The following is a 22,524-nucleotide window of genomic DNA, read 5'->3' on the forward strand; positions in this document are numbered from 1 at the left end:
GTGGGCACGACGGCGGCGCTGGCCAGCGCCTTGGTCGCGGCGGTGGGACTGGTGCTGCTCACCGCCGTGCCCTCGCACGTACGCGGGTCAGATGTCGACTCCGTGGGAGCGGAGGTACTTGAGCGGGTCGATGTCGGTGCCGTAGCCGGGTCCCGTGCGCATCTCGAAGTGCAGGTGCGGTCCGCTGGAGTTGCCGGTCGAGCCGGAACGGCCGATCCGCTGGCCTCCGGACACCTGCTGGCCGGCCTTGACGCCGAGCGCCGACAGGTGGGCGTACTGGGAGAACCGGCCGTCGGTGTGCCGGATGACGACCTGGTAGCCGTACGCACCGGCCCAGCCCGCGGAGACGACCTGGCCGGGTCCGACGGACTTGACGGAGGTTCCGGTCGCGACGGGAAAGTCGACGCCCGTGTGGTAGCCGCTGGACCAGGAGGAGCCCGCGACGCGGTAGGCGGTGCCGAGAGCGGCGTCGACGGGGGCGGAGAAGCCTCCCTGGACCGGCTTCTGCTGCGCTGAGGCAGGCTGCTGCGGCGCCGGCTTCTCGGCGGGTTTCGCCTGCTCGGGGGCCGGCTTCGGCGCGGGTTTGGCGGGGGGCTCGGCGGGCTTCGGCGCGGGCTTCTCCGCCGCCGGCTCCACGGGTTTCACGGGCTCGGCCGTGCGCGGCGGCTTCTCCGGGTTCTGCGCGGGCGGCGCCGCGGTGATCCTCAAAGTAAGCCGCTGCCCCGGGAAGATCAGGTTCGGGTTGTCGCCCACGGTGGCGCGGTTGGTCTCGTACAGCGCCTGCCATCCGCCCTCGACGTGCTTCTCGGTGGCGATGGCGGACAGCGAGTCGCCGGGCGCGACCACATAGGGGTTCGGCAGGACGGACGTCCCGGTCGGGCGGGGCGTGCTCGCCTGCTGCGACCGGATCTCCTTCGGCTGCGCGGTCTGCTGCTGCGCCGGCGGCTGCGTCGCCTGCTTGCCCGGCGCGACGGCCGGGGCCGGGCCGCTGCGGCTGAGCCCGGCCTTCTTGCCGCACTGGGGCCAGGCCTGCGGCCCCTGGCCCCGCAGGACCTTCTCGGCGACCGCGATCTGCTGGTCCTTGGTGGCCAGGTCGGCGCGGGGGGCGTAGGCGATGCCGCCGAAGGCCCGCCACGTGCTCTGGCTGAACTGGAGGCCGCCGTAGTAGCCGTTGCCGGTGTTGATGCGCCAGTTGCTCGTGGACTCGCAGGCGGCGACCTTGTTCCAGGTGTCCACGGAGGCGGCGTGCGCGGCTCCGGCGCCGATGAGCGGGAGCGCGATCCCGGCGCCACCGGCGGTGACGGCGAGCGAGGCCCGGTTGATGCTGCTCGGCTGGTACCGGCGGTGCCGGCCCCGTACACCCATGGGAGCCCCCCTGGAAGACATCAGGAACCGCACAACTTAACGTCCCGATCAGAGCATGACAAGGGGCGCAACAGGGCGCTCGACAGGGGTGTTTGACGTTGCATCGGCTCGGTGGACACCGCTGGGCGGCCGCCTGGATGTAGCGTCGGTCATCCCAGCACACCGAAGCACACCGAAGCACGCAGGAGCGCGACGATGAGCACCAGCACAGCCCAGATCGGCGTCACCGGGCTCGCCGTGATGGGCAGCAACCTGGCCCGGAACTTCGCCCGCAACGGTTTCACCGTGGCCGTCCACAACCGCACCGCCGCGAAGACGAGGGCGCTCGTGGAGGAATTCGGCCACGAGGGCTCGTTCGTGGCGGCCGAGTCCGCGAAGGAGTTCGTCGATGCGCTGGAGCGCCCCCGGCGCATCGTCGTCATGGTGAAGGCCGGGGATCCGACCGACGCCGTGATCCGCGAGTTCGCCCCGCTCCTGGAGGAGGGCGACGTCATCATCGACGGCGGCAACGCGCACTTCCAGGACACCCGGCGCCGCGAGAAGGAGCTGCGCGGGCAGGGCATCCACTTCGTGGGCGTGGGCATCTCGGGCGGCGAGGAGGGCGCGCTGCTCGGCCCGAGCATCATGCCCGGCGGCTCGGAGGAGTCGTACGCGTCGCTCGGCCCTCTGCTGGAGAAGATCGCCGCGAAGGCCGCCGACGGCACTCCGTGCACCTCGCACATGGGCCCCGACGGCGCCGGACACTTCGTCAAGATGGTGCACAACGGCATCGAGTACGCCGACATGCAGCTCATCGCCGAGGCCTACCACCTGCTCCGGGAGGTCGCGGGCTACTCCCCCGCGAAGATCGCGGAGACCTTCCGGGACTGGAACCGGGGGCGCCTGGACTCGTACCTGATCGAGATCACCGCGGAGGTGCTCGCGCACAAGGACGCCGCGACGGACCGGCCGTTCGTGGACGTGGTGGCCGACGCGGCCGAGCAGAAGGGCACCGGCCGCTGGACCGTGCAGATCGCCCTGGACCTCGGCGTGCCGGTGTCGGGGATCGCGGAGGCGGTCTTCGCCCGCTCGGTCTCGGGCCACACCGACCTGCGCAGGGCCGCCCGGGGGCTCGCGGGCCCGACGGCCGCCGCGCTGTCCGCGCAGGAGGCGGACGCGTTCGCCGCCCAGGTGGAGCAGGCCCTGTACGCCTCGAAGATCGTCTCGTACACCCAGGGCTTCCACCAGATCCGGGCCGGGAGCGAGGAGTACGGCTGGGGTGTGGACCTGGGTGCGGTGGCCTCGCTGTGGCGGGGCGGCTGCATCATCCGGGCGGCGTTCCTGGACCGGATCCGCGCCGCGTACGACGCTCAGCCCGGGCTGCCGAGCCTGCTGGCGGACGCGGGGTTCGCGGGGGAGATCGGCGCGGCCCAGCAGGACTGGCGGGCCGTCCTGGTCGCGGCGGTGCGGCACGGCATCCCGGTGCCCGCCTTCTCCGCGTCGCTGGCGTACTACGACGCGCTGCGGGCGGAGCGGCTCCCGGCCGCGCTCACCCAGGGGCAGCGCGACTTCTTCGGGGCGCACACCTACCGGCGCACCGACCGCGAGGGCTCGTTCCACACCCTCTGGAGCGGTGACCGCTCCGAGGTCCAGACGGGCTGAGGCCGCTCAGCTCCAGGGCCCGGGCTGCGGTACCGGCGCGGGCCCCGGCGGCGGAGGCACCGGGTCCGGCTCCGGGAAGGGGCCGGGCACGGGGGGCACCGGACGCGGGATCGGCTCGGGGTCCGGGAAGGGGCTGGGGTCCGGGGTCGGCTCGGGCTCGGGGACCGGCGGCTGCGTCTCTTCGAGTTTTCGCACCATATAGCCCATTTTCCCGCGATCGCGGGAGGAATGCGCCTACGAGGCCCCCGCCTGGCGCAGGCCGGCGGCCAGGCCCGGGGCCGGGCTGGACAGGACCGGGATCCGTGTCGTGACGAGGTCCGCGGCGCCGGCCATGGAGGCCTGGGCCAGCACGATGACGTCCGCGCCGGTGACGGCGTCGGCGGCCGCGGCCACGCGGGCCAGGTATCCGTCGGTGTCCCCCGCCTCGAAGCGCTCCCAGGCGCCGTCGACCAGGCACGTACGGATCACCAGGGGCTCCTCGCCCGCTTCCCCCGCCTCCTCGGCGAGCAGTTCCGCGGTCGGCGCGAGCGTCGACTCCACCGCGGCCAGTACGGCGATCCGCGCGCCGGTGCGCACCGCGGCGGCGGCCATCGGCCGGTCCACCCGGAGCACCGGGGCGCCGAGCACCGGAGCCAGGGCCTCCGCGGTCGCCCCGATCGTCGAGCAGGTAACCAGCACGGGGCCGGGTCCCGCCCCGGCGAGTGCCTCCAGCACGGCCGGGGCCACGGCCCGCGGCCCTTCGGCGCGGGCCCGGTCCAGCAGCTCCGGAACCACCAGGTGGCGCAGTACGGCGCCCGGGTGGTTCCGGTCCCGCAGCGCGTCGAAGACGGGGACGTGCACCGGCGAGGTGTGCAGGAGGGTGAGTCCGGAGCCGTTCACCAGAGGTCGGAGTCGGCTTCCAGCTGCGCCTTGGCCGCGGCCGCGACCGCTGCCGGGGCCTCGGGCGCCTGGTCGGGGTGTTTGGCGGCCCAGCTCGCCGCGTAGGGGCAGAGCGGAACCACGGGCACCCCTTCGGCGGCAGCGATCTCGTAGAAGGTCTTCACCAGCTGTCCGGCGATGCCGCGGCCCTCGTGGCCCGGCTCGACGACGGTGTGCACGGCCACCAGGGCGTGGGGTGCCTCGGCGAGCACGAAGTAGGCGATGAGCCCGACCGCCGTCCCGTCCTCGACGGCCAGCAGCCGTCCGGTCTTCCGCTCGTCCTTGAACTCGATCGCCATGGTCCCCGCCCTCTCAGACAGCCACCGCGTGGGGGCTGCGCTCCTGATCCGTACCCGGCACCGGGGCGGAGGGGTCCGCACCCAGCTCGATGATCCGGTTGTCGCCGTCGACGTGCACGACGCGGGGCTTCAGCACCCGCGCCTCGGCGTCCTCGACCTGCGCGTAGCTGATGAGGATGACCAGGTCGCCGGGGTGGACGAGATGGGCCGCGGCACCGTTGATCCCGATGACCCCGGACCCGCGCTCGCCCTCGATGACGTAGGTCTCCAGCCGGGCCCCGTTGGTGATGTCCACGATGTGGACGAGCTCCCCGGGCAGCAGATCGGCCGCGTCCAGCAGATCGGCATCAATGGTCACGGACCCGACATAGTGCAGGTCGGCCTGGGTGACCGTGGCCCGGTGGATCTTGGACTTGAACATGGTGCGCAGCATGTTGAACTCCTGTAAGACGGCTCCCTGCCTGCTTTCTGCAGGTCAAGGGCGTCCTGCACTCTACACCGGGAGGCGTCGGATTCGGAGGTCCGAAGGAAAATCGAATGCTCACGACGAGAAGGCTCCTGGCCTGCGCTTGCGTGGGCACCAGGCTGTTGTGACGCTGCCGACCAGTCGTCGCACCGGACAGCCGCTTCGGAATGGCGGGGGGCCGACGCTGACCAGATGCCGACTTGCCTGACGGCACGTCACGCAGATTGGGAGGGCCCAGGCCCGCTCGCTCCCCCCGGGGCAACCTCAGACTTGCCCACCATGATCAAGCAACTGGTCGTCGCAAAGCAGGTCGCACCCTCCGCATCCGCGCCTGTTGCCGTACTGCCATTTTCTTAGAATTCAGAGTGGTGCGGCCCGGCTCGTAGGTGAAGCGGACGTTGAGGTGGCCGTTGGTGCCGGACTGGGCGATGCAGCGGTGTTGGTCGTCGTATACATAGTCGAAGTGGCGGTCGTTGGTGTCCGTCCAGGAAGTGATCCGGCCCAGCTCGTCTAGCCGAAACGGAGCGGGCGGCCGGAGGAGTTGGTGACCTGCGTGAGGTGGCCGTCGGTGTAGCCGTAGCGGAGGGTCGGCGTGCCGTCTGCCAGGGCAAGGCCGGTTATTCGACCGTCGGAGGTCGACAGGCGGACCTCGTAGCCACCGCTGTGGGAAATAGCAGTCGGGACGTCGGCCTCGTCGTAGGTGAAGGTGATCCAGGTGCCGTTGCGGTCGTCGATCTGCAGGAGCAGGCCATGCTCGGTGAAGTGGCGGACCTGGCCCGTGTGGGGGTCGGTGACCGTGTAGCCGCCGTCGTCCTGCTGTTCCAGCGGCCAGCTCCGGCCCAAATGAGGGAAGACGGGGGCGTCGGACGAGGGGTGTGGGTAGCCGAGCAGGCTGCCGTCCTCGCTGACCAGGATCACGCCCTCGTCGTCGAACTCCAGCCGCTGGTCGACGGTGCAGGCCCAGGAGGGGCCGAACCAGTGGCCCAAGCGGTACGACGACTCGTACGTCCGGCTGAACAGCAGCGGCAGGGAGCCGGGGAGGACCAGGTCGGTCTGCGGGAGCGTCATCCGGCCCGTCGCGACGTCGACCGGGTCCTCCCCCAGGTCTTGCAGTCGGATTCGCGGGACCTGTCGTGCGGGTCGTGGCGCAGCTCGTCGCCGGCGGACGGAGCGTCCGGCTCCTTCGGTCCCCCCGGCCTGTTCGGCGTATGTGGCAGGTCGTCGGCGAGGCGGGCGGCTCCGGCGGCGGTGCGGGCACCGCTGGACAGCAGGCCGGTCCCCCTAGATACGGCTGCTTCCGGGACGAGCTTTCCGCCGAACTCGTACGGGTCCTTCATCGCGCTGTCGACCAGAGCCTTGGCTGTGGCCTCCGGGTTGTTGGCGGCCGTCAGGAAGTCGGCACCCATGCTGTTGAGGCCCATCTGAGCCACGGTGGAGTGGCTGATGTTGTACGGGTCCTTGGGGTCGAGCGCGCGGCCGAAATTGACCATGCCGGCTACGCCTTTGGCGACACCGTCGAGAAAGTGCTCGTACTCCGCGCCCTTGCGCACGAGTTCGACCATCGCGGTCTCGGCCGCGGACACCTTCGGTGCCGCATCCCGGGCCTTCTCCAGGGCCTGGGCTGCCGAGCGGGCGATGTCGTCACGCTGGCGCCTGGCCTCGGCCAGCTTCTGCTGCGCGGCCTTGATACCGTCCGCACCCGGATCGGCGAAACCCGCCGGGCGGGGAGGCAGCGGATTCTGCTGCGCCTTCACGGCCGTCTCGTAGTCCTTGACCCACGTCTTGTAGGCGGCGTGGGCATTGTCGGACAGCTTCACGGCAGTCTTGTACTCGTCGATCGCCTCCTTCGCCTGAGCCTGTGCCCACGTCACCGTGTCGGCGAACCGGGCGACCGCGTCGGCCGCCGTCTCGAGCGGCCGCGGCCGAGAACCAGCGAGGGGCCTTCTCCTGGACAGAGACCCGGAAGGCATCGGCCACCGCACCGGATATGCCGAGCAACTGACAAACCGTGGTGCCGAAGGCACACATCCGGGCAGGTCAGCGGACACCTGGGTAACTCTGACTTGACGAGCCGACATCACTGCCGGTGTTCCCGGCGGCCTCCGGCCGCTCAGGGGGGCACGACGCCTGTTGTCGGCCCGATTCCGGCACAGGCGAAACGCTGGACGGCTCGGGGCTGAGCCCGCCGACTCAGCCGGCCCCCTGTCCGAGCACACCGCATCCCCCATGCACCCCCGGCCACCCAGCCGGCGCGCTCCGCCATCCAGAGGGCCGAAGTATGTGCTTCATCGTGGCGGATCACGGCCCACACGTCACCATCGGCCCATTCGGGTTGGCTCCACCAGGTCGGCGGGCAAGCTCACCTCTCGACGGTTTCCCCACTCAATGATGTCGCGGTAGGGGGAATCATCGTGCCGGCAGTAGACCTGTCCCGGCGGCCATTTTTCGTCATCCCCGAGAGCACGCCACCTGCCTCTCGCTCGGCGGGATGCAGTCACCCGGTGTCAGCAGCTCCTTGATGCAAGCGCAATCCAGCTGAACCCGCCATCGGTAGTACCGGTCCGGGTCCGGTGCGAAGAACGGCCACAGCACCGGAGGAATCCCCCTGCGGCGATCGGAACTGGATTCCTCGTACTCGCGCAGGACGTCCGTGCGCCGCTTCGCTCGGCCGGGAAGTCGGCGCGCTACAGCGGGTGGGCGCACACCTACGTCAGGCTCGGCCATGTTCCAGATCCTCTCGACCAGCGAAACACAGCCGCCGATGCTAGGAACCTTGAGATCGGTCTGCTGCGGGAATACCTCTCCTTCCCCCTGAAGGCGGGGGAGAAGTTGGCGCCGCCTTGCTACAGACCCTCGTCGTCGAGTGGATGACTGCACCCCTGTCGCCGGCGGGTAGGGAGACGCGGCCTCAAGGACGCCGGGTTACACGTGGCAAAGACCGTCACGGGGCGCCGACCAGGCCCCTGCACCAGCAGCATGCGCGACTGCCGACGGTTGCGCATGCGTGAGCAACCCAAGGGGCTGATGCTGACCGATTGCTGACTCCTCCGACACACCATCAGGTGCGCCCACAGAGTTCCGTCCGTTTACCTAGACCCACTGAGGCGACCACACAACCCTGCGCAGCATCTCTGATGGGAGCCCGTGATCCTCCTCACTCTGGCGGTCCGGGCGGCCACCGGAGCGAAGGCGGTCGACCGAGCCGGGCCGCACACCGCCATGAATCAGCCGGCCGGCCCGCTCAATGCCGTCTCAAAGAGGAAGGCGCCTGCGGTTCCACTGGAGTCTGAGAGGCCGAAGCAGCACGCCCGTATGGCAGCGGATGCCAGTGCTCGAAGCTGCCGATTGTAATACCGGGCTACAGCTCGTCCGCTGGCTCTTGGCAGTGGCACGAGGCCTCAACTTCGACGTGGGAACGGTTTCCAGGGGCCTATCAGGCGGCTTCCCGGAGGCCGGCGTCCAGCGCAGGCTGAGCTCCCGTTGCGCAGGACGTCTGGAAAGGTGTTCAGCGCGGCCTCTCGCCTCTCGCCTGTCACCCGCGTCCCACCTCACCATGCTGCGCTGGCCGCATCACCGGGCTGATGCCGAACTCTGCTCATCGACGGCTGTCGCATACTCCACGACGAGAGGACTCGCGGGGGCCGCCGGTGGATGGCCGCACCGTGTCGCTGGCGAGGGGGGCCGAGCGCGGGCTCAACGACGTCGGGCTCCACCTGACAGAGGCCTTCACGACGCACCGACAAGCCCCGTGCGCCAGAAACATGCGCGACCGCCAGCGGGTGTGCTTCCGTGAGCAGCCCCAGGGGCTGATGCTGACCGATCGCTAAGTAAAGCCCCGTCGCCGCGCCACTGACCTGCAGAAACCCTTGAAATATCTGCTCCCTGCCCGCGTTCCGCAGGTCAAGGGCGGTCTTCGGAGCCTACAACGATTCGCATGTTGGTCAGCTTTCCCCGGGTTTTGTAGGACTCCTGCTGACCGTTTGCTGACATATCCGACGCGCCGTCAGGCCGGCACGGCAGCTCGCCTCCCACCCTCCGACTCGCTGCCGCCGGTCTACATCGAACGCTCTCCTGATCACGTACTGCTCCGTGTCGTCGAGGAGGCCGAGGCAGGCCGCAGCTGACTCATCACTCTGATCGACGGTCCTCCTATTGGTCCGCCCCCGGTTCGCGTGGCCACATGCAGTGCCAGACGATGGCAGTCATGCCCTGGCGGGTACTGGCCAGGACTTGCCGCAGTGGTCCGCTGACCTGGCCGAACGTCGACGCTCGGCGCCGGAGCTGTCGGTCTTCTCGTGTAGCGTCCTCGGGAACCTTGGGGGTGGGGATCATGAGTGGTGGCAGCGCAGACCTGGAGATGGGTCCGGTCGCGGTGGCGAACATCCAGGACGGTCTGCGGGCCGCGGTCGGGGAGTTGCGTGAGTTCGCGATGGACACCTCGGCCGTGGCGGGTGGCGGCATGGGCCAGCTCACGCTGACGGGTATGGAGGCCGGTCATCCGGCGGTCGCTGCGGCCCTGGAGGGCTTCTGCGAGCGCTGGGATCTGAGCGTGAGCAGCCTCTTCGTCATGACCAGCGGGCTCGCCGAGCGCTTGGGTATCGCGGCCGGCTCGGTGTGGGAGGAGGACCAGTACCGCAGGGGCACTTTCAAGGTGATGGTCAACGCCGGTATAGGCAACCCCTACGCGTCGGAGGACGAGGTCGAGAAGAAGTCCATGGATGCGATCTTGTCGGATCACGCGCTTAAGCGGGAGACGCCGGAACAGGCGCGTCAGGCCAGGGAGGACTTCGACCGTACGTGGGCGGACACCAAGCGCGGCATCCTCAACCACGGCCTCGGTGGCGGGGTGTTGGAGGAGGTCGCCGACGCGCAGGGCATGGACCGCGAGACCCTCGACCGCGTCCGCAACCCGCAGGGCGCGGACCAGCAGGGTGGCGATCCGGGCAGTGATCAGAGCGCGGTTCAGGGGGGCAGTTCCTGATGAGCGGCGACAACTGGCTGGAGAAGGGTGCCGCTTTGACGGGCGACGCCGTCGAGTGGCTCGGTGACAAGACGGCCGACGAGTTGGAGGATGTCGGCTGGCAGGGGGGTGCCAACGCCGTCCGCAACACGGCGAACTCCGCGGCGAACCGGCTGGGCGCCGAGGTCACCGAGGTCGAGCTCGGCCAGAGCGGCGATCCCAAGCAGCTGGTCCATGGCAGCGCGAGCAGCCTGCGTGCGACCGCTGGGCACCTGAGTGACTTCCACGCGGCCTTTACCCGTACCGGGGATGGCCTGAAGAAGCTGGGCACGGACGGCATTAAGGGCGCGGCGGCCGACGCCTTTCGGGACTCCGTCCAGGAGAAGGCGCCCCGCTGGTTCGCGGCCGCGGCCGCCTTCGAGACGGCGGCCGGAGCGGTCGGCCGCTTTGCCGACACAGTGACCTGGGCGCAGGGGCAGGCCAAGGAGGCGATCGACGAGTACAAGACCGCCGTCAAACTGTCGGAGAACGCCCACGCCGCCTACGACACGTGGGTCAAGGACTACGAGTCGGCTGTCAAAGCTCAGCAGGATCCGCTGCCCGCCCGCCCCATGGGTTTCACCGACCCGGGTACGGACGGGATCACGGCCGCCCGGCAGAAGCTGGCCGAGGCGCGGCGCCAGCGCGACGACGTCGCCCGCTCGGTGGCGCAGGCCCTTGAAAAGGCCCGTGACGCGGCGCCGAAGGTGTCGGCCGCCGACGCCGCGCTGGTCGAGATCGTCCGCAAGGGCGCGGAGGCTGAACACTTCCTCGGCGGAATCGCCAAGGGCGCCGCCGGCCTGGTCAACTTCGGCCGCGGGCTCAGCCCCCACGATCCGTACAACATTACGCACCCGACTGTGGCCCAGATGGGCCTCAACAGCATGGGTGCCGGCTTCCTCACCACCGCCAACGATCCGGGCGGCGCGGCCAAGGCCATGGCCGACAGCGCGATGAAGGACCCCTTCGAGTTCGGCGGCAAGCTCGTCCCGGAAGCCGCCGGCTCCAAGGGGGGTGGCCTGCTGGCCGGCGCTGGCCGCAGAGCCGCCACAGCGGCCAAACGCCTCGACGGCGCAAAGCACCTGGACGGTAATAAGCCGGGCGGAAGCCGCGAGGATCACGAACAGAACCCGGACAGCAACTCCAAGCGGTGCAGCGAGACGGTGTGCAAGAGGGACCCGGTCGACATCGCGACCGGCCGCATGCTGCTGCCCGCGACCGACATCACCCTGGCCGGCGCACTTCCCCTCGTCTTCCGGCGCACCTTCGACTCCGCACGCCGCTCCGGGCGCTGGTTCGGGCCGACGTGGTCGTCCACGGTGGACCAGCGGCTCGAGATCGATTCCGAGGGCGTGATCTTCAGCTGTGACGAGGGCAGTCTCCTCGCCTACCCCCACCCGGCCTCTGGGGCTCCGGTCATGCCCACGCATGGCCGGCAGTGGCCACTGGACCGGGTCCCCGGCGGTTACACCATCACCGATCCCGACACCGGCAGGGCCTGGCACTTCACCGACCACAGCGACGAGCTCGCGCTCCTAGCCCAGATCGACGACCGCAACGGCCGCTGGGTCACATTCGAGCACGACGAGGCGGGTGCCCCGACAGCGATCGTCCACCACGCCGGCTACCACCTGAAGCTCACCACGAGCGAAGGCCGGGTGACGGCCCTCCACCTCAAGGGTGCCGCGAAGGACGGATCCGACCAGGAGATCCTGCGCTACGGCTACACCGATGGCCAACTCACATCGGTCACCAACTCCTCCGGCCGCCCCCTGAGCTTCGACTGCGACGAACACGGCCGCATCACCTCGTGGACCGACACCAACGGAAGCCGCTTCGACTACGTCTACGACGATCAGGACCGCTGCACCTACCAGTCAGGCACGAACGGACACCTCGAATCCACCTTCACCTGGGACGACGTCGATCCCGCAACCGGGCTCCGCATGACCACCGTCACCAGCGGTCTGGGGCACACCGAGCGCCACTTGATCAATGACCGGTCACAGGTGGTCGCCGAGATCGACTCTCTTGGCGCGGTCACCCGCTTCGAGTACGACCGCTACAACCGACTGCTGTCACGGACGGATCCGCTGGGCCGCGTGAGCCGCGCCACATACGACGAGCTCGGCCGCGTGACCGGTGTGGAGCGCCCGGACGGACGACAGGCACGGGCTGAGTACAACGAACTCGGGCTCCCGATAAGCACCTTTGGTACCGATGGCAATGCCACACGCCGGAGTTTCGACAACAACGGCAATCGGACGTCGGTAACAGCACCGTCCGGAGCAACCACGCACTTCACGTACGACAAGACCGGCATCGTCACCTCCGTCACCGATGCACTCGGAAACACCTCGACAGTTGTTTCCGACAAGGCCGGTCTGCCCCGAGCCATTACCGATCCGCTGGGGGCGACCACACGCTACGAGCGTGACGGTTTCGGCCGAGCCGTGTCGATCACCGATCCGCTGGGTGCCGTCACGCGCCTGGAATGGACGGTCGAGGGCAAGCTTGCCCGCCGTGTCCAAGCCGACGGCAGCGAGCAGTCATGGACATACGACGGCGAGGGCAACTGCATCGCCCACGTTGACGTTCTTGGCGGTGTCACAACCTTCGAATACACGGACTTCGATGTCCTGACCGCCCGCACGGGGCCGGACGGTTTCCGCTACGAGTTCAGCTACGACACGGATCTCCACCTCACTCAGGTCACCAACCCCCAGGGCCTCACCTGGGACTACGTGTACGACCCAGTCGGCCGGGTCACGTCCGAGACCGACTTCGACGACCGGACCCTGACGTACGGAAGGGACGCGGCGGGGCGGCTCGTTTCCCGGACGGACGTGCTCGGCCAGACCATCCGCTACGAGCGAGACGAGCTGGACCGAGTCGTCCGCAAGGACGCCGCGGGCGCTGTGACGACATTCGCGTACGACTCCGGCGACCAGCTCACGGAAGCGGTCAACGCGGATGCCACCCTCACACGCCTCCGCGACCGGTACGGCCGCCTCAAGCTCGAGACCGTCAACGGCAGGACGACAACGTACGCGTACGACGAGCTCGGCCGCCGCACCAGCCGCACAACCCCGACGGGGGCGGTCAGCACCTGGACCTACGACGCGGTCGGCTCCCGCACCTCCCTGACCACGTCCGACGGCACCATCACCTTCGGCTACGACGCGGTCGGGCAGGAGATCACTCGCCGGATCGGCGACACCGTCACCCTGTTGTCCCAGTACGACCACGGGGGCCGCCTTACCACCCAGCACGTCACCGGCGTTGGCCACAGCATCCAGCGCCGCGACTACACGTACCGTGCCGACGGCAACCTGATCGGCCTGGACGATCAGCTCATGGGCGCGAAAGCCTTCGACCTGGACCCGGTCGGCCGGGTCACCGCCGTCCGCGCGGAGGGTTGGACCGAGCGGTACACCTATGACGAGGCAGGTAACCAGACGACAGCCTCCTGGCCGTCCACTCACCCCGGCCAGGACGCCGTGGGCCCTCGCGAGTACGCCGGCACGACGATCACGCGCGCCGGCAGGACGCACTACGAATACGACGCATTGGGCCGTATCACCCTGCGCCGGAAAACCCGCCTGTCCGGCAAGCCGGACACCTGGCGCTACGAGTGGGACGCCGAGGACCACTTGCGTACGGCGACCACCCCCGACGGCGCTGTATGGCGCTACGCGTACGACGCCCTCGGTCGCCGCACTTCCAAGCAGCGCGTCGCTGCCGACGGCACGACGGTCCTCGAACAAATCACGTTCACCTGGGACGGCACGACCCTGTGCGAACAGACGACGGAATCGCCGGACCTCTCCCATTCGATAGTCCTCACCTGGGATCACAAGGACCTGCAGCCCCTGACCCAGCGAGAACGCCTCCTGGACCGGGAAACACCCCAAGAGGTCATAGACAGCCGCTTCTTCACCATCATCACCGACCTGGTGGGCGCCCCCACAGAACTGATCGACGAGACGTGCAGACTGGCCTGGCACACCCGCACCACCCTGTGGGGCACTACCACCTGGGCGTCCACCAGCACGGCGTACACACCACTCCGCTTCCCAGGCCAGTACTTCGACCCAGAAACGGGCCTTCACTACAACTACTTCCGCCAATACGACCCCGAAACCGCGCGGTATCTCACCAATGACCCCCTGGGCCTCACCCCGGCGCCCAACCCGGCGGCGTATGTCCCCAATCCCCACACGTGGGTCGACCCCATGGGGCTGGCAGGCTGTCCGACCTTCACCCCAGGAGAAGCACTGGGGGACGTGAACAAGCTTCACGGATGGATACCCGAGTCCATTCCGGAAGAGTCCATGGCAGTCCTCAGAGACAGGAAGGAGTACGGCATCGGCTGGTGGGGCGGGCCGGAGCCATACCATGGGCCGAAGTGGTTCACCGAGCCATTCGCGAATGACGGACGGAACGACGGCTACATACTCCCCACCCGGGATCCCTCGGGCAATCCGATCACCTATCAGGAACATGGCACCTACCCATCACCGGACAATCCCTCCCCAGGTGGTGAGCGCTGGGTGTTCGGCAGCGACGGATCGGCCTACTACACTCCAACTCACTATCAGACATACATTGTGGCCGACAGCCCCAGATGGGTGGAGTGATGAAGGAAGAGACGTCAGCGATCCATATCGCACCGTGGATGCATGTCATCACGCCAGGCGGTGGCGTACCTCTCGATGAACTCCTGCCCGCGTCAGGCAGCGTGTACGTGGCCCGTCTCAACGGTCGGGAAATGCCAGACGAGGTGTCGGCGTTCCACCACTTCTCGGAGGTACTGAAATTCCCTGATTACTTTGGATGGAACTGGAACGCCTTCTACGATTGCGTGCGCGACCTTAATTGGCTTTCGACTGACAATCGCATCCTGGTCATCGAATCCGCCGAGAGCGCCCTTTCGGAGGACATCGACGCCCGCAAAATCTTCTTCGGATGTCTGTGGCGCGCTGGTCAGCGGTGGTCCTACACCAAGCGACCTGAAGGCGTGACACTCACGAAGCTCTCCGTCATCCTGTCGTGCGACATGGACTCCGTATCCACCCTCGCACATCAACTGGAAGAATGGCAGGAACAGCCCAACTGGTGAGCCGGCCCAGTCCGCCACCTACAGCCAGTCGTCCAGCATCAGCGATCCCCAACAGCAGCTGCCAATGTGGCATCAGAGAAGTCGGACCGCCCGGAGGAACGCGTGGGCCGAGTCGAAACGCGGGCTGCTCTTCACCGGAGGAGCTGAGTGCCGACACGACCCTGAAATGGGATCATTCGCATCATGAGGTGCCCATCTCGGCACCCTGGCGCCTACGGAGCGGAGTGCGTGGTCCAGGCCCCGCCGAGGAGGCGGGGATATCGCCGCCACCACCACATGTCCGGCGGAAAGGACCCGTAGCACTGTGCCCTGGCCGTGGCGTCGTCATCGACCGTCGCGGTGCGGGACCATTCGCGCAGCGCGCTCGATCTCTCGTATGAGCCAGCCCCAGTCGTTCACCATTTCGGCGATGGTGAACGCGTTGAGCCAGCCTCGTTGTGAAGCGCGCCTGCCCGACGTCCGTGCTGTCCCAGGCGGAGGACTCACGAGTCGTGGTTCCGGTCAGCTTTCTCCAGGTTTCCGCGACCCGATGCCGACCGGTTGCCGACTCTTCCGACGCATCGCCGGGCAGGTTTCGAGGGGCTCGGCCGGCTCACCCGCTCCCCCACCGCGACGACGGCGCCAGCCTACGCAACGACGGTCGGCAGTGGCCTGGAACCGCCCCCGCTGTGAGCGGATCCACGGTGGCGGGCCGCGGCACCGGCCCCGGTGAACATGGTCATGTGGCCTTTTACTCGGTCAGGTGCCCGTAGCCGTCGCGCGGGCCGCGGGCCCGGGCGGAGCCGCCGTCCGTCAGGGCGGAGGCCCCCGGCCGGGTGAGCGGGCCGAGGTCGTACGCGTAGTGGCCGACCGCGTCGGCGATGACGTCGATGTTGATGTCGAACGCCCGCATGTCGATGTTGGTGAGGTCGTCGGCGGCGGTGTGGTTGTTCGCGTCGTACGCGATCCCCGCCCGACCGCCGAACGTGGCGGCCTGGGCCTCGGTCTTGATGCCCTCGGCGCCGGTGAAGGTGCCGCCGGCCGGGATGCCGGCCGCGATGAACGGCGCGTGGTCCGAGAGGCCGGTGAGGTCGGTGCCCTCGTGCGGGATGCCCTTGGAGTCGAGGAAGTCCGTGATGGCCTTCTCCAGTTGGGCGGAGCCCTCGGGGCCGGGGCCGGCGCCGACGCCGTCCGAGTCGTCGCCGTCGTAGACGAAGTAGGCGGCGTTCGGGGAGCCGATCGTGTCGAAGTTCAGGTAGAGCCTGGTCTGGTTCCTCTGGTCTTCCGTCAGTGAGGCGAGGTAGGCCTGCGAGCCCAGTGCGCCGAACTCCTGGGCCGACCACCAGGCGAACTTGACCTTGTTCTTGACCTTGTGCTGGGACGTGGCCAGCTTGACCGCGACCTGGAGGATGCCGGCCGAGCCGGAGCCGCCGTCGTTGATGCCCGGGCCGTCGTGGAGCGAGTCCAGGTGGGCCCCGAGGAACACGGTGCCGGCCGCGTCGCCGCCCCGGGTCTCCGCCACCACGTTGAAGGTCTTGCGGTTCTCGCGCAGCTCGTGGATGTCGAGGGTGACCGTCACCGGGCCCGCCGCGGCCTCGGCGGCCAGCGCTTCGCCGTCCTCCTGGCTGATGCCGCCGGTGGGGATCCTCGCGAGGGCCGCGTCGCCGATGGTGCCGTTGATCTTGCCCGTGGTGTTGTTGTAGACGACGGCGCCGAGCGCGCCCGCCGCGTGGGCATGGGCCTGCTTGGCCGCGAAGCTGCAGCCGCCGCGCTTGATCAGTGCGATCTTGCCGGTGAAGACGCCTGCGGCGAAGTCGGTGGGTTCGCAGCCGTGGGTGTTGTCGGCGTCCACCGGGGCTACGGCCACGTCCGCGGTCACACCGCCCTCGGGGCCCTTCGCGGTGTACGCCATCAGCTGGAGCGTGATGTCGCGCGGCGTGGGCGAGAGCACGGTGAGGCTCTCGGCGAGATCGTCGGTGTAGACGAAGTCGAACTCTTGGCGGGAGACCTCGTAACCGGCGGCCTTGAGCACCCCTTGCACGTAGGCGGCCGACTGCTCGTGGCCCCTGGAACTGGCCACCCGCGTGCCGCCGTTGTAGTCGGCTATCGCCTGGAAGGCCCTCAAGTGACGGAAGGCGTCCTTGGCCGTGGCCTCCTTGACGAGTTTCCCGGCCAGTGCGCCTCCCCGGGCGGCCCGGGCCGGGTCGTCGGCCTCCGCGGTGGCCGGCCCGGCGAGGAGCAGGGGTGAGACGAGGGCGGCGGCGGCCAGGGTGGCGGTCGCCGCCGCGATACGACGTGCGGACATGGAGGCCTCTCAGCGGTAGGTCGATGGATCGGTCGACGGGGGGGAAGGATGAGCTCGGCGGGAGGAGATCGACGCACGCCCACCCTGTGGCGGCCCGCCGCCAAGGAGAAGACCCGAGCCGGCTCGGACGCCCGGACATGTGGCCGAGTTCGATCGGGAACAGCCGGAGACGCGCGCTATGGATGCATAACTCGCCTATTTTGTTTGGAAGTTGGCCTGTTCGAGAGCATGACACTTTCGCTTGATCCCGTATCCATGACATGAGCGCCGGTGGGTCCCATCGTGTGCCGACCGACAGGACAGCGCGCCCGAGGGCGCCGGTGACGCGGGAGTGGCAGATCAGTGCTGGCCAGAACGGCAAGACCTTCGGCAGACCCGCCCTCGTCCGGCTGTCCGGGGCCCGCGCCCGGCCCGTCGGCCGCGCCCGAGGACCCGGAGAGTGAACCAGGGCCTTCGGACAGACCCAGTTACCGGATCCTGGGGCCCCTCGAGGTCCACCGCGCAGGCGTGCCCTGCACGCCCACCTCTCCCAAGAGGCGCGCCCTGCTCACCTTGCTGCTGCTCCACGCCAACCGGCGCTTCCCGATCTGCACGCTGATCGGCGAGCTCTGGGACGGCCGGCCGCCCCGGTCGGCCGTGGCGACCGTACAGATGTACGTGTCGGGGCTGCGGCGCGTCCTGGACCCCGGGCACAGCCGCGACGGCGGCGACGCGCGTCGGCATCCGCTGCTGCTCACCTCCGGCGACGGCTATCTGCTGCGCGTGCGGCCGGGCGAGCTGGATCTCGACCGGTTCCGCTCGATGGCCGGGCTCGGCCGGGACCTGAGGGCCGCTGGAGACTGCGCCTCCGCGGCGAAATCGTTTGATCAAGCCCTGGCCCTCTGGCGCGGCACTCCTCCCGGAGACCTCGGACAGTCATGCCTTCCCGCGCACTACACGGTGCGGCTGGAAGAAGAACGGCTGGCCCTGGTGCACGACCGGATCGGTGCGGACATCTGCAGCGGGAGAGCGCGCGAGGTCGTCGGCGAACTCGAGGAACTCTGCGCACGCCACCCCCTGCGCGAGGACTTCCACGAACAGTTGATGCTCGCCCTGGCCACGGCAGGGCGCCGCGCCGAAGCCCTGAACGCCTATGCCCGCGCCCGGCGCACCATGCTGGAGGACACCGGCATGGAACCGGGACCGGGCCTGCGCGCGGCGCAGCAGGCGCTGCTGAGCGGGGCCCTGCAGGAGAACGCCGGGCACGACGGCTGCCGCCCGACGGGTGCGCTCCGGCCGACCGTGCTCGGCGGTTGACGGCCGGCCCGGCGGAGACCGGGCACGACTGGTCAGGGGGCAAGGGGCAGACCGCGCGCGGGTTCGCCGAGACTCCAGTCGAGGCGTCGGCGGAAGTACACCAGGGGCTCGCCCTCCGCCACCGAGCAGTCGACCACCTCACCCACCACGATCACGTGGTCGCCGTGCGGGAGCAGCACGCCCGCACGGCACTTCGCGTAGACCGGGACGCCGGCCAACCGGGGAACCTGCCCGTCCCACTCCCAGAGCACGTCGGCGAACTTGTCCTCGGAACTGCCCGCGAACGTCTGGGCCAGCGCGGAGTGGGCGCGTGCCAGCAGGTGGACGCCGAAGAACGCGCCCGGCCCGGCGGCGAGTTCCCGACAGGTCCGTGAACTGCGGGCCAGCGCCACCAGAACCGACGGCGGGGCCGCGCTGTAGGAGCAGACGGACGACACGAGGAGGCCGCAGGGCCGCCCGTCGCTCCGCCGGGCGGAGACGACCGCCACCCCTGACACCAGCCGTGACATCGCCTCGGTGAACCCGGCCGCAGGGCCAAGGCGGTCCTGCTCCTGTCCGGGTTCCTGCCGCTCCTGCTGCTCCCGCTGCTCCCGCTGCTCCTGCTGTCGGAGGTCCATCCGGCCTCCTACGCGTGAGCGCGTTCGGCCGCGCGCAGGCAGGTCTCCCGACGGCTCCGCGCCTCGTCGTCATCGGTGACGGCCAGGACCGCTTCGAAGTCGGCCACGGCCCGTTCGAAGCTGCCCGCCGCTTCGTGCACCACGCCCCGGTTGAACCGGAAATCGGGCCGGCCGCCCTCGAGATCCACCGCACGGTCGAAATCCGCCAGTGCCCCCACCAGGTCGCCCTCCCGGTAGGCGAGTTCGGCCTTGATCGCCCAGGCTTCGGCCAGCTGGGGATCGAGGCGCAGTGCCTCGGCAAGGGATGCGCGCGCCTCGGCCGTCCGGCCGTCCTCGCCCCAGAGGCGTCCCCGCAGACAGAGCAGGTGCGGGTGGTGCGGGTCGAGTCGCAGGCCTGCCGTCACGTCGTCCAGTGCGGCCTTGTCGTCCCCCCGGTCGGCCAGCAGCCCCGCACGGGCGAGCAACGCCTCCAGATGGCCGGGCTCCAGCTCCAGGGTGCGGTCGAAGTCGGCCAGCGCTCCTTCGGCGTCGCCGAGTTCCAGCCGGGCCTCGCCGCGGTTGTAGTGCGCCTCAGGGAAGGGCGGTTCCAGGGCCAGCGCCCTCTCGTAGTCCGCGATGGCCTCTTCGATGCGGCCCAGCCGGCGCAGCATGCTGCCACGGTTGAAATAGTGGTCCGCGAAGTCGCTGTCCGCGTCGATGATCGAGACGTAGTCGGCGAGCGCGTCCTCCAGCCGGCCGCTCATGCCGTTCACCTGCGCCCGGTTGTAGCGCAGGCCCACGCGGTGCCAGGTCCGCTCGCCGATGCCCAGCTCGCGGTCCAGCCTCTCTATTCCCTCGTCGAGCAGCCGCAACGCCTCGTCGGGCCGTCCCGCCCTGACCTCCACCAGGGCGAGTCCGTTGCGGTTGAACACCGAGTAGAAGGCACGCTCCTTGGGATCGGGCAGCAGGTCCGATATCGCGATGGCCTGGTTGACCCACGCCCTGGCCCGCCGGTCGTCGCGCAGTTCGGGCGGGAAATGGCGGGCGTAGAGCATGCCCGTCTCATAGGCGAGGCTCATGTGGTGCTTGGGCGCGGCGGTCGCCGCCCGGGCCTCCTCCTGCACCGCGGCCGACTCCTCCGGCCGCCCCGCGGCGGCCAGGCACACGCCCGTCTCCCGGGTGAAGGGCCACCACAGTTCGGGACGCGTGACGGGATCCACCCGGTGGCGGCCTTCCTCGCCCATCTCGGCCGCGGCGTGGTAGAAGCCGAAGTACTTGCAGCGGCCCTGCGCCCACCTCAAGGCGTCGAGTCCGGCACCGTCGGAGTCGCTGCCGCGCAGCAGGTGGTACGGCAGGGCGCCCAGCCTCAGGGACGGTTCCTCCTCCGCCCGGGAGGCCAGTGCCTCGGCCCTGCGGTCGTGCAGGGCGGTGCGCTCGTCCTCGGTGATCGCCAGGTAGGCGGCGGCCGACGCGGGTTCATCGTCGACGCAGTCCCCGTCCACGAACCGGGTGGCCGCCTGGAGCAGGGTCTCTGCCTGTCCGTCCGTGCCCTCCGGTCCCGGGCCGGGTGCGGTGCCCGGGCCGTGGATGCGGGTGGTTCGCGTGGCGAGTTCCGAGGGGAGGGACACCGAGACCATTCCGGGCGGGTCGGCGAGGGCGTCCGTGTCGGTCCCGACCACGATGGTGAGCAGCCGGGCGGGAATGCGCCGCAGCGCGGCGGCGAGGAATTCACGATCGGTGACGTCCGCGTGCTGGACGTTCTCGACCACGAGCGTGCGCGGACCGTCCCCGGGCTCGGCCAGTGCGGCCAACAGGAAGTCCACGATGCCGTGCGCGACCCGCAGCGAATGCAGCCTGGCCGGATACCTCGTCGCCTCACCCGGCGCCTTGGCGTTCTGCTCCAGTGCCCTCTCCTTCGGCGGCACCAAGGGCAACAACTCCGGGGTGCTTTCCTGGAGTTCGATGTAGTGGCGTGCGGCCAGCTCCGGCTGCCGGCGCAGCGCCTCGGGGGCCACCTGCCGCAGCAGCGTGCCCGCCGCGGTGTAGGGGCCCCGCAGACGCCGGTGTGCGTCCACCACCATGAGCGGGGAAGGCAGTCCGAGGCCGGCCCGCAGCCGGTCGCGCTCGCGGCGCCGGGAAGCCGAAATCCAGTAGTGGCCGGTCATGAACCTGCCTTTCACAGGGCTGACGGGGGGCACCCGTCAGTCGATGACGTGGTGGGTCCTGGACCGTCGGGCGCGCAGGCGTTCCCTGGCGGCGATCCAGACGGTGAGGGCGATCTGCGCGAAGGTCAGCAGGAGGAAGGCAGAGGAATCCACGAGCTCGGTCCAGCTCGACCGCTGCCCGGCGCCGAAGCGGTCGATGGCGCCGGAGATCATCGATACGAAGACCGGGGCGAGCGCCAGCAGGAACGTGCCGAGGCTGACGGTGTAGCCGGCCACGATCAGCCAGGAGTACCAGCGTGCCGCCCGGCGGTCCACGGGGTGCCACTGGGACTCGTCCGCCAGCCGGTCGGTCCGCCCGCACCACCGCAGGAACCGATTGCGCAGCAGGCGGACGGACGTGGTGTGCAGGTCCACGCATCCGAGCATGGTGGTGATCAGCACGTAGACGTCGGTGCGCAGGTAGAGGAAGAACTGCCACAGCAGGCGCAGCAGGGCGGCGAACGCCAGCGCGAGGCACACCCGGCTGGTGAGCGTGTCGGCCCCGCCGGGGCCGCGGGAGGCGTCGGCCACCGTGATGAGCAGGGCGACGAGGACGCAGTCGGCGACCATTCCGGCCACGATCGGCAGATAGCGCTTCCTGCGCTCGACGGCGACCAGGCCGTCCAGCGCCGTCTCGACCACCAGGAAGTAGAAGCGGTACGACAACCGGGTCCGCGAGCGGACGCCGAGACGCCGTGCGGCCAGGGCGTGGAACGCCTCGTGGACGGCGATGAGGGGGACGGCGGCGACCAGCAGCACGAGGCTGATCACTGCGTAGTAGTCGCTGAACAGCAGGTCCTCGGCCGTCGGTACGAGGTCCGGCGAAAGGATCACGCGAAGCAGCGCCCACGCCACGACGAGGGCGTAGCAGACCCAGGCGAGCGGCGAGAACAGCGCTCGGCCGAACCTCTGCCAGCGCACCGGCTCCGCCGCGGCCGACTCGTCGCCGGCTTCTCGGACGAACCCCAGCTCGCGCAGGGCTCCGATGATGTCCTCGACGTCGACCGGCTCGCCGTACTGGGCGGCGTACCAGTCGAAGGCCTGCGCGGGTGTGGCTCCTTCCGCCAGGCGGCGCACCAGGTCGGCCCCGTCGGGCGGGAAGATCGCGTAGGAGTCCGTGTCGGGCCGCCCGATGGTGACTTCGTCGCCGTCCTCCAGATAGACCAGCGGATGGAACGGCAGCGGCGTATCGGCATTGCTGCGGATGCCGTGCTCCGGCATGGGGTCTCCCTCGGCTTCCGGTCCGGACCCGGCCTGGGCGGGTCACCACCCGCTTGCCGGGAGGTGCCGTCGTGCCGGCGAGGCAGCCCGAGTCGCCTCGGGCTGCCACCGGC

Annotated in this window: 15 protein-coding genes; 5 read left to right on the plus strand and 10 right to left on the minus strand. The window is 69.6% G+C overall.

The window, feature by feature from the left end; all coding sequences use genetic code 11:
- Window positions 1–87: 87 nt before the first annotated feature.
- Window positions 88–1,365, minus strand: a complete 1,278-nt coding sequence (locus tag ACZ6I1_RS31795) for a transglycosylase family protein (protein WP_469292364.1) — start codon at window positions 1,363–1,365, stop codon at window positions 88–90.
- Between the two features lie 195 nt (window positions 1,366–1,560).
- Here ACZ6I1_RS31795 and gndA point away from each other — a divergent pair, with 195 nt between their 5' ends.
- Window positions 1,561–3,006, plus strand: coding sequence for an NADP-dependent phosphogluconate dehydrogenase (gndA, locus tag ACZ6I1_RS31800; RefSeq protein ID WP_469292365.1), 1,446 nt, complete (start codon window positions 1,561–1,563; stop codon window positions 3,004–3,006).
- A 234-nt stretch (window positions 3,007–3,240) separates the two neighbouring features.
- Here the strand turns inward: gndA and ACZ6I1_RS31805 are convergent, their stop codons facing one another.
- The 5 genes from ACZ6I1_RS31805 to ACZ6I1_RS31825 form a co-directional block, all read right to left on the minus strand.
- Window positions 3,241–3,885 carry an aspartate/glutamate racemase family protein gene (locus ACZ6I1_RS31805; protein WP_469292366.1) on the minus strand — a complete coding sequence of 215 codons (645 nt, stop codon included), beginning with the start codon at window positions 3,883–3,885 and terminating at the stop codon, window positions 3,241–3,243.
- On the minus strand, window positions 3,882–4,223 hold the full coding sequence (locus tag ACZ6I1_RS31810; RefSeq protein WP_469292367.1) for a GNAT family N-acetyltransferase: 342 nt from the start codon (window positions 4,221–4,223) through the stop codon (window positions 3,882–3,884). Before ACZ6I1_RS31810 ends, ACZ6I1_RS31805 begins: the two co-directional genes overlap by 4 nt.
- A 13-nt stretch (window positions 4,224–4,236) precedes the next feature.
- Window positions 4,237–4,656: an aspartate 1-decarboxylase gene (panD, locus tag ACZ6I1_RS31815; protein WP_266949559.1), complete on the minus strand. Its 420-nt coding sequence runs from the start codon at window positions 4,654–4,656 to the stop codon at window positions 4,237–4,239.
- 543 nt (window positions 4,657–5,199) lie between these two features.
- On the minus strand, window positions 5,200–5,757 hold the full coding sequence (locus ACZ6I1_RS31820) for a DUF6531 domain-containing protein (protein ID WP_469292368.1): 558 nt from the start codon (window positions 5,755–5,757) through the stop codon (window positions 5,200–5,202).
- Window positions 5,754–6,917, minus strand: coding sequence for a putative T7SS-secreted protein (locus ACZ6I1_RS31825; RefSeq protein ID WP_469292369.1), 1,164 nt, complete (start codon window positions 6,915–6,917; stop codon window positions 5,754–5,756). Before ACZ6I1_RS31825 ends, ACZ6I1_RS31820 begins: the two co-directional genes overlap by 4 nt.
- A 2,102-nt stretch (window positions 6,918–9,019) precedes the next feature.
- On the opposite strand from ACZ6I1_RS31825, the gene ACZ6I1_RS31830 reads away from it, so the two are divergent.
- The 3 genes from ACZ6I1_RS31830 to ACZ6I1_RS31840 are packed head-to-tail and all read left to right on the plus strand — an operon-like array spanning window position 9,020 to window position 14,810.
- Window positions 9,020–9,670 carry a hypothetical protein gene (locus ACZ6I1_RS31830; protein WP_469292370.1) on the plus strand — a complete coding sequence of 217 codons (651 nt, stop codon included), beginning with the start codon at window positions 9,020–9,022 and terminating at the stop codon, window positions 9,668–9,670.
- Entirely contained in the window at window positions 9,670–14,328 is a 4,659-nt protein-coding gene (locus tag ACZ6I1_RS31835) for a putative T7SS-secreted protein (protein ID WP_469292371.1), read from the plus strand. Before ACZ6I1_RS31830 ends, ACZ6I1_RS31835 begins: the two co-directional genes overlap by 1 nt.
- On the plus strand, window positions 14,328–14,810 hold the full coding sequence (locus ACZ6I1_RS31840) for a barstar family protein (protein WP_469292372.1): 483 nt from the start codon (window positions 14,328–14,330) through the stop codon (window positions 14,808–14,810). The genes ACZ6I1_RS31835 and ACZ6I1_RS31840 overlap by 1 nt, the downstream gene beginning before the upstream one ends.
- Before the next feature lie 730 nt (window positions 14,811–15,540).
- On the opposite strand, the gene ACZ6I1_RS31845 is transcribed toward ACZ6I1_RS31840, so the two are convergent.
- Window positions 15,541–17,094 (minus strand): M28 family peptidase, encoded by a 1,554-nt coding sequence (locus ACZ6I1_RS31845; RefSeq protein ID WP_469292373.1) that lies wholly within the window; start codon window positions 17,092–17,094, stop codon window positions 15,541–15,543.
- Between the two features lie 507 nt (window positions 17,095–17,601).
- On the opposite strand from ACZ6I1_RS31845, the gene ACZ6I1_RS31850 reads away from it, so the two are divergent.
- On the plus strand, window positions 17,602–18,390 hold the full coding sequence (locus ACZ6I1_RS31850) for an AfsR/SARP family transcriptional regulator (protein ID WP_469292374.1): 789 nt from the start codon (window positions 17,602–17,604) through the stop codon (window positions 18,388–18,390).
- Window positions 18,391–18,422: 32 nt separating this feature from the next.
- Here the strand turns inward: ACZ6I1_RS31850 and ACZ6I1_RS31855 are convergent, their stop codons facing one another.
- Genes ACZ6I1_RS31855 through ACZ6I1_RS31865 form a run of 3 tightly spaced genes read right to left on the minus strand, consistent with a single transcriptional unit; the run spans window position 18,423 to window position 22,411 of the window.
- On the minus strand, window positions 18,423–19,007 hold the full coding sequence (locus tag ACZ6I1_RS31855) for a flavin reductase family protein (protein WP_469292375.1): 585 nt from the start codon (window positions 19,005–19,007) through the stop codon (window positions 18,423–18,425).
- 8 nt (window positions 19,008–19,015) lie between these two features.
- Window positions 19,016–21,151 (minus strand): tetratricopeptide repeat protein, encoded by a 2,136-nt coding sequence (locus tag ACZ6I1_RS31860; protein ID WP_469292376.1) that lies wholly within the window; start codon window positions 21,149–21,151, stop codon window positions 19,016–19,018.
- A gap of 36 nt (window positions 21,152–21,187) precedes the next feature.
- Window positions 21,188–22,411, minus strand: coding sequence for a hypothetical protein (locus ACZ6I1_RS31865; RefSeq protein ID WP_469292377.1), 1,224 nt, complete (start codon window positions 22,409–22,411; stop codon window positions 21,188–21,190).
- Window positions 22,412–22,524: the final 113 nt, after the last annotated feature.

It is taken from the genome of Streptomyces sp. NPDC046303, from assembly GCF_055588085.1.

Coding starts and splice junctions, on each gene's coding strand:
- ACZ6I1_RS31860 (WP_469292376.1), bottom strand. CDS start 21,151: ATGACCGGCCACTACTGGATTTCGGCTTCCCGGCGCCGCGAGCGCGAC.
- ACZ6I1_RS31845 (WP_469292373.1), bottom strand. CDS start 17,094: ATGTCCGCACGTCGTATCGCGGCGGCGACCGCCACCCTGGCCGCCGCC.
- ACZ6I1_RS31825 (WP_469292369.1), bottom strand. CDS start 6,917: ATGGGGGATGCGGTGTGCTCGGACAGGGGGCCGGCTGAGTCGGCGGGC.
- ACZ6I1_RS31795 (WP_469292364.1), bottom strand. CDS start 1,365: ATGGGTGTACGGGGCCGGCACCGCCGGTACCAGCCGAGCAGCATCAAC.
- ACZ6I1_RS31865 (WP_469292377.1), bottom strand. CDS start 22,411: ATGCCGGAGCACGGCATCCGCAGCAATGCCGATACGCCGCTGCCGTTC.
- ACZ6I1_RS31810 (WP_469292367.1), bottom strand. CDS start 4,223: ATGGCGATCGAGTTCAAGGACGAGCGGAAGACCGGACGGCTGCTGGCC.
- ACZ6I1_RS31840 (WP_469292372.1), top strand. CDS start 14,328: ATGAAGGAAGAGACGTCAGCGATCCATATCGCACCGTGGATGCATGTC.
- panD (WP_266949559.1), bottom strand. CDS start 4,656: ATGCTGCGCACCATGTTCAAGTCCAAGATCCACCGGGCCACGGTCACC.
- ACZ6I1_RS31820 (WP_469292368.1), bottom strand. CDS start 5,757: ATGACGCTCCCGCAGACCGACCTGGTCCTCCCCGGCTCCCTGCCGCTG.
- ACZ6I1_RS31830 (WP_469292370.1), top strand. CDS start 9,020: ATGAGTGGTGGCAGCGCAGACCTGGAGATGGGTCCGGTCGCGGTGGCG.
- ACZ6I1_RS31855 (WP_469292375.1), bottom strand. CDS start 19,007: ATGGACCTCCGACAGCAGGAGCAGCGGGAGCAGCGGGAGCAGCAGGAG.
- ACZ6I1_RS31835 (WP_469292371.1), top strand. CDS start 9,670: ATGAGCGGCGACAACTGGCTGGAGAAGGGTGCCGCTTTGACGGGCGAC.
- gndA (WP_469292365.1), top strand. CDS start 1,561: ATGAGCACCAGCACAGCCCAGATCGGCGTCACCGGGCTCGCCGTGATG.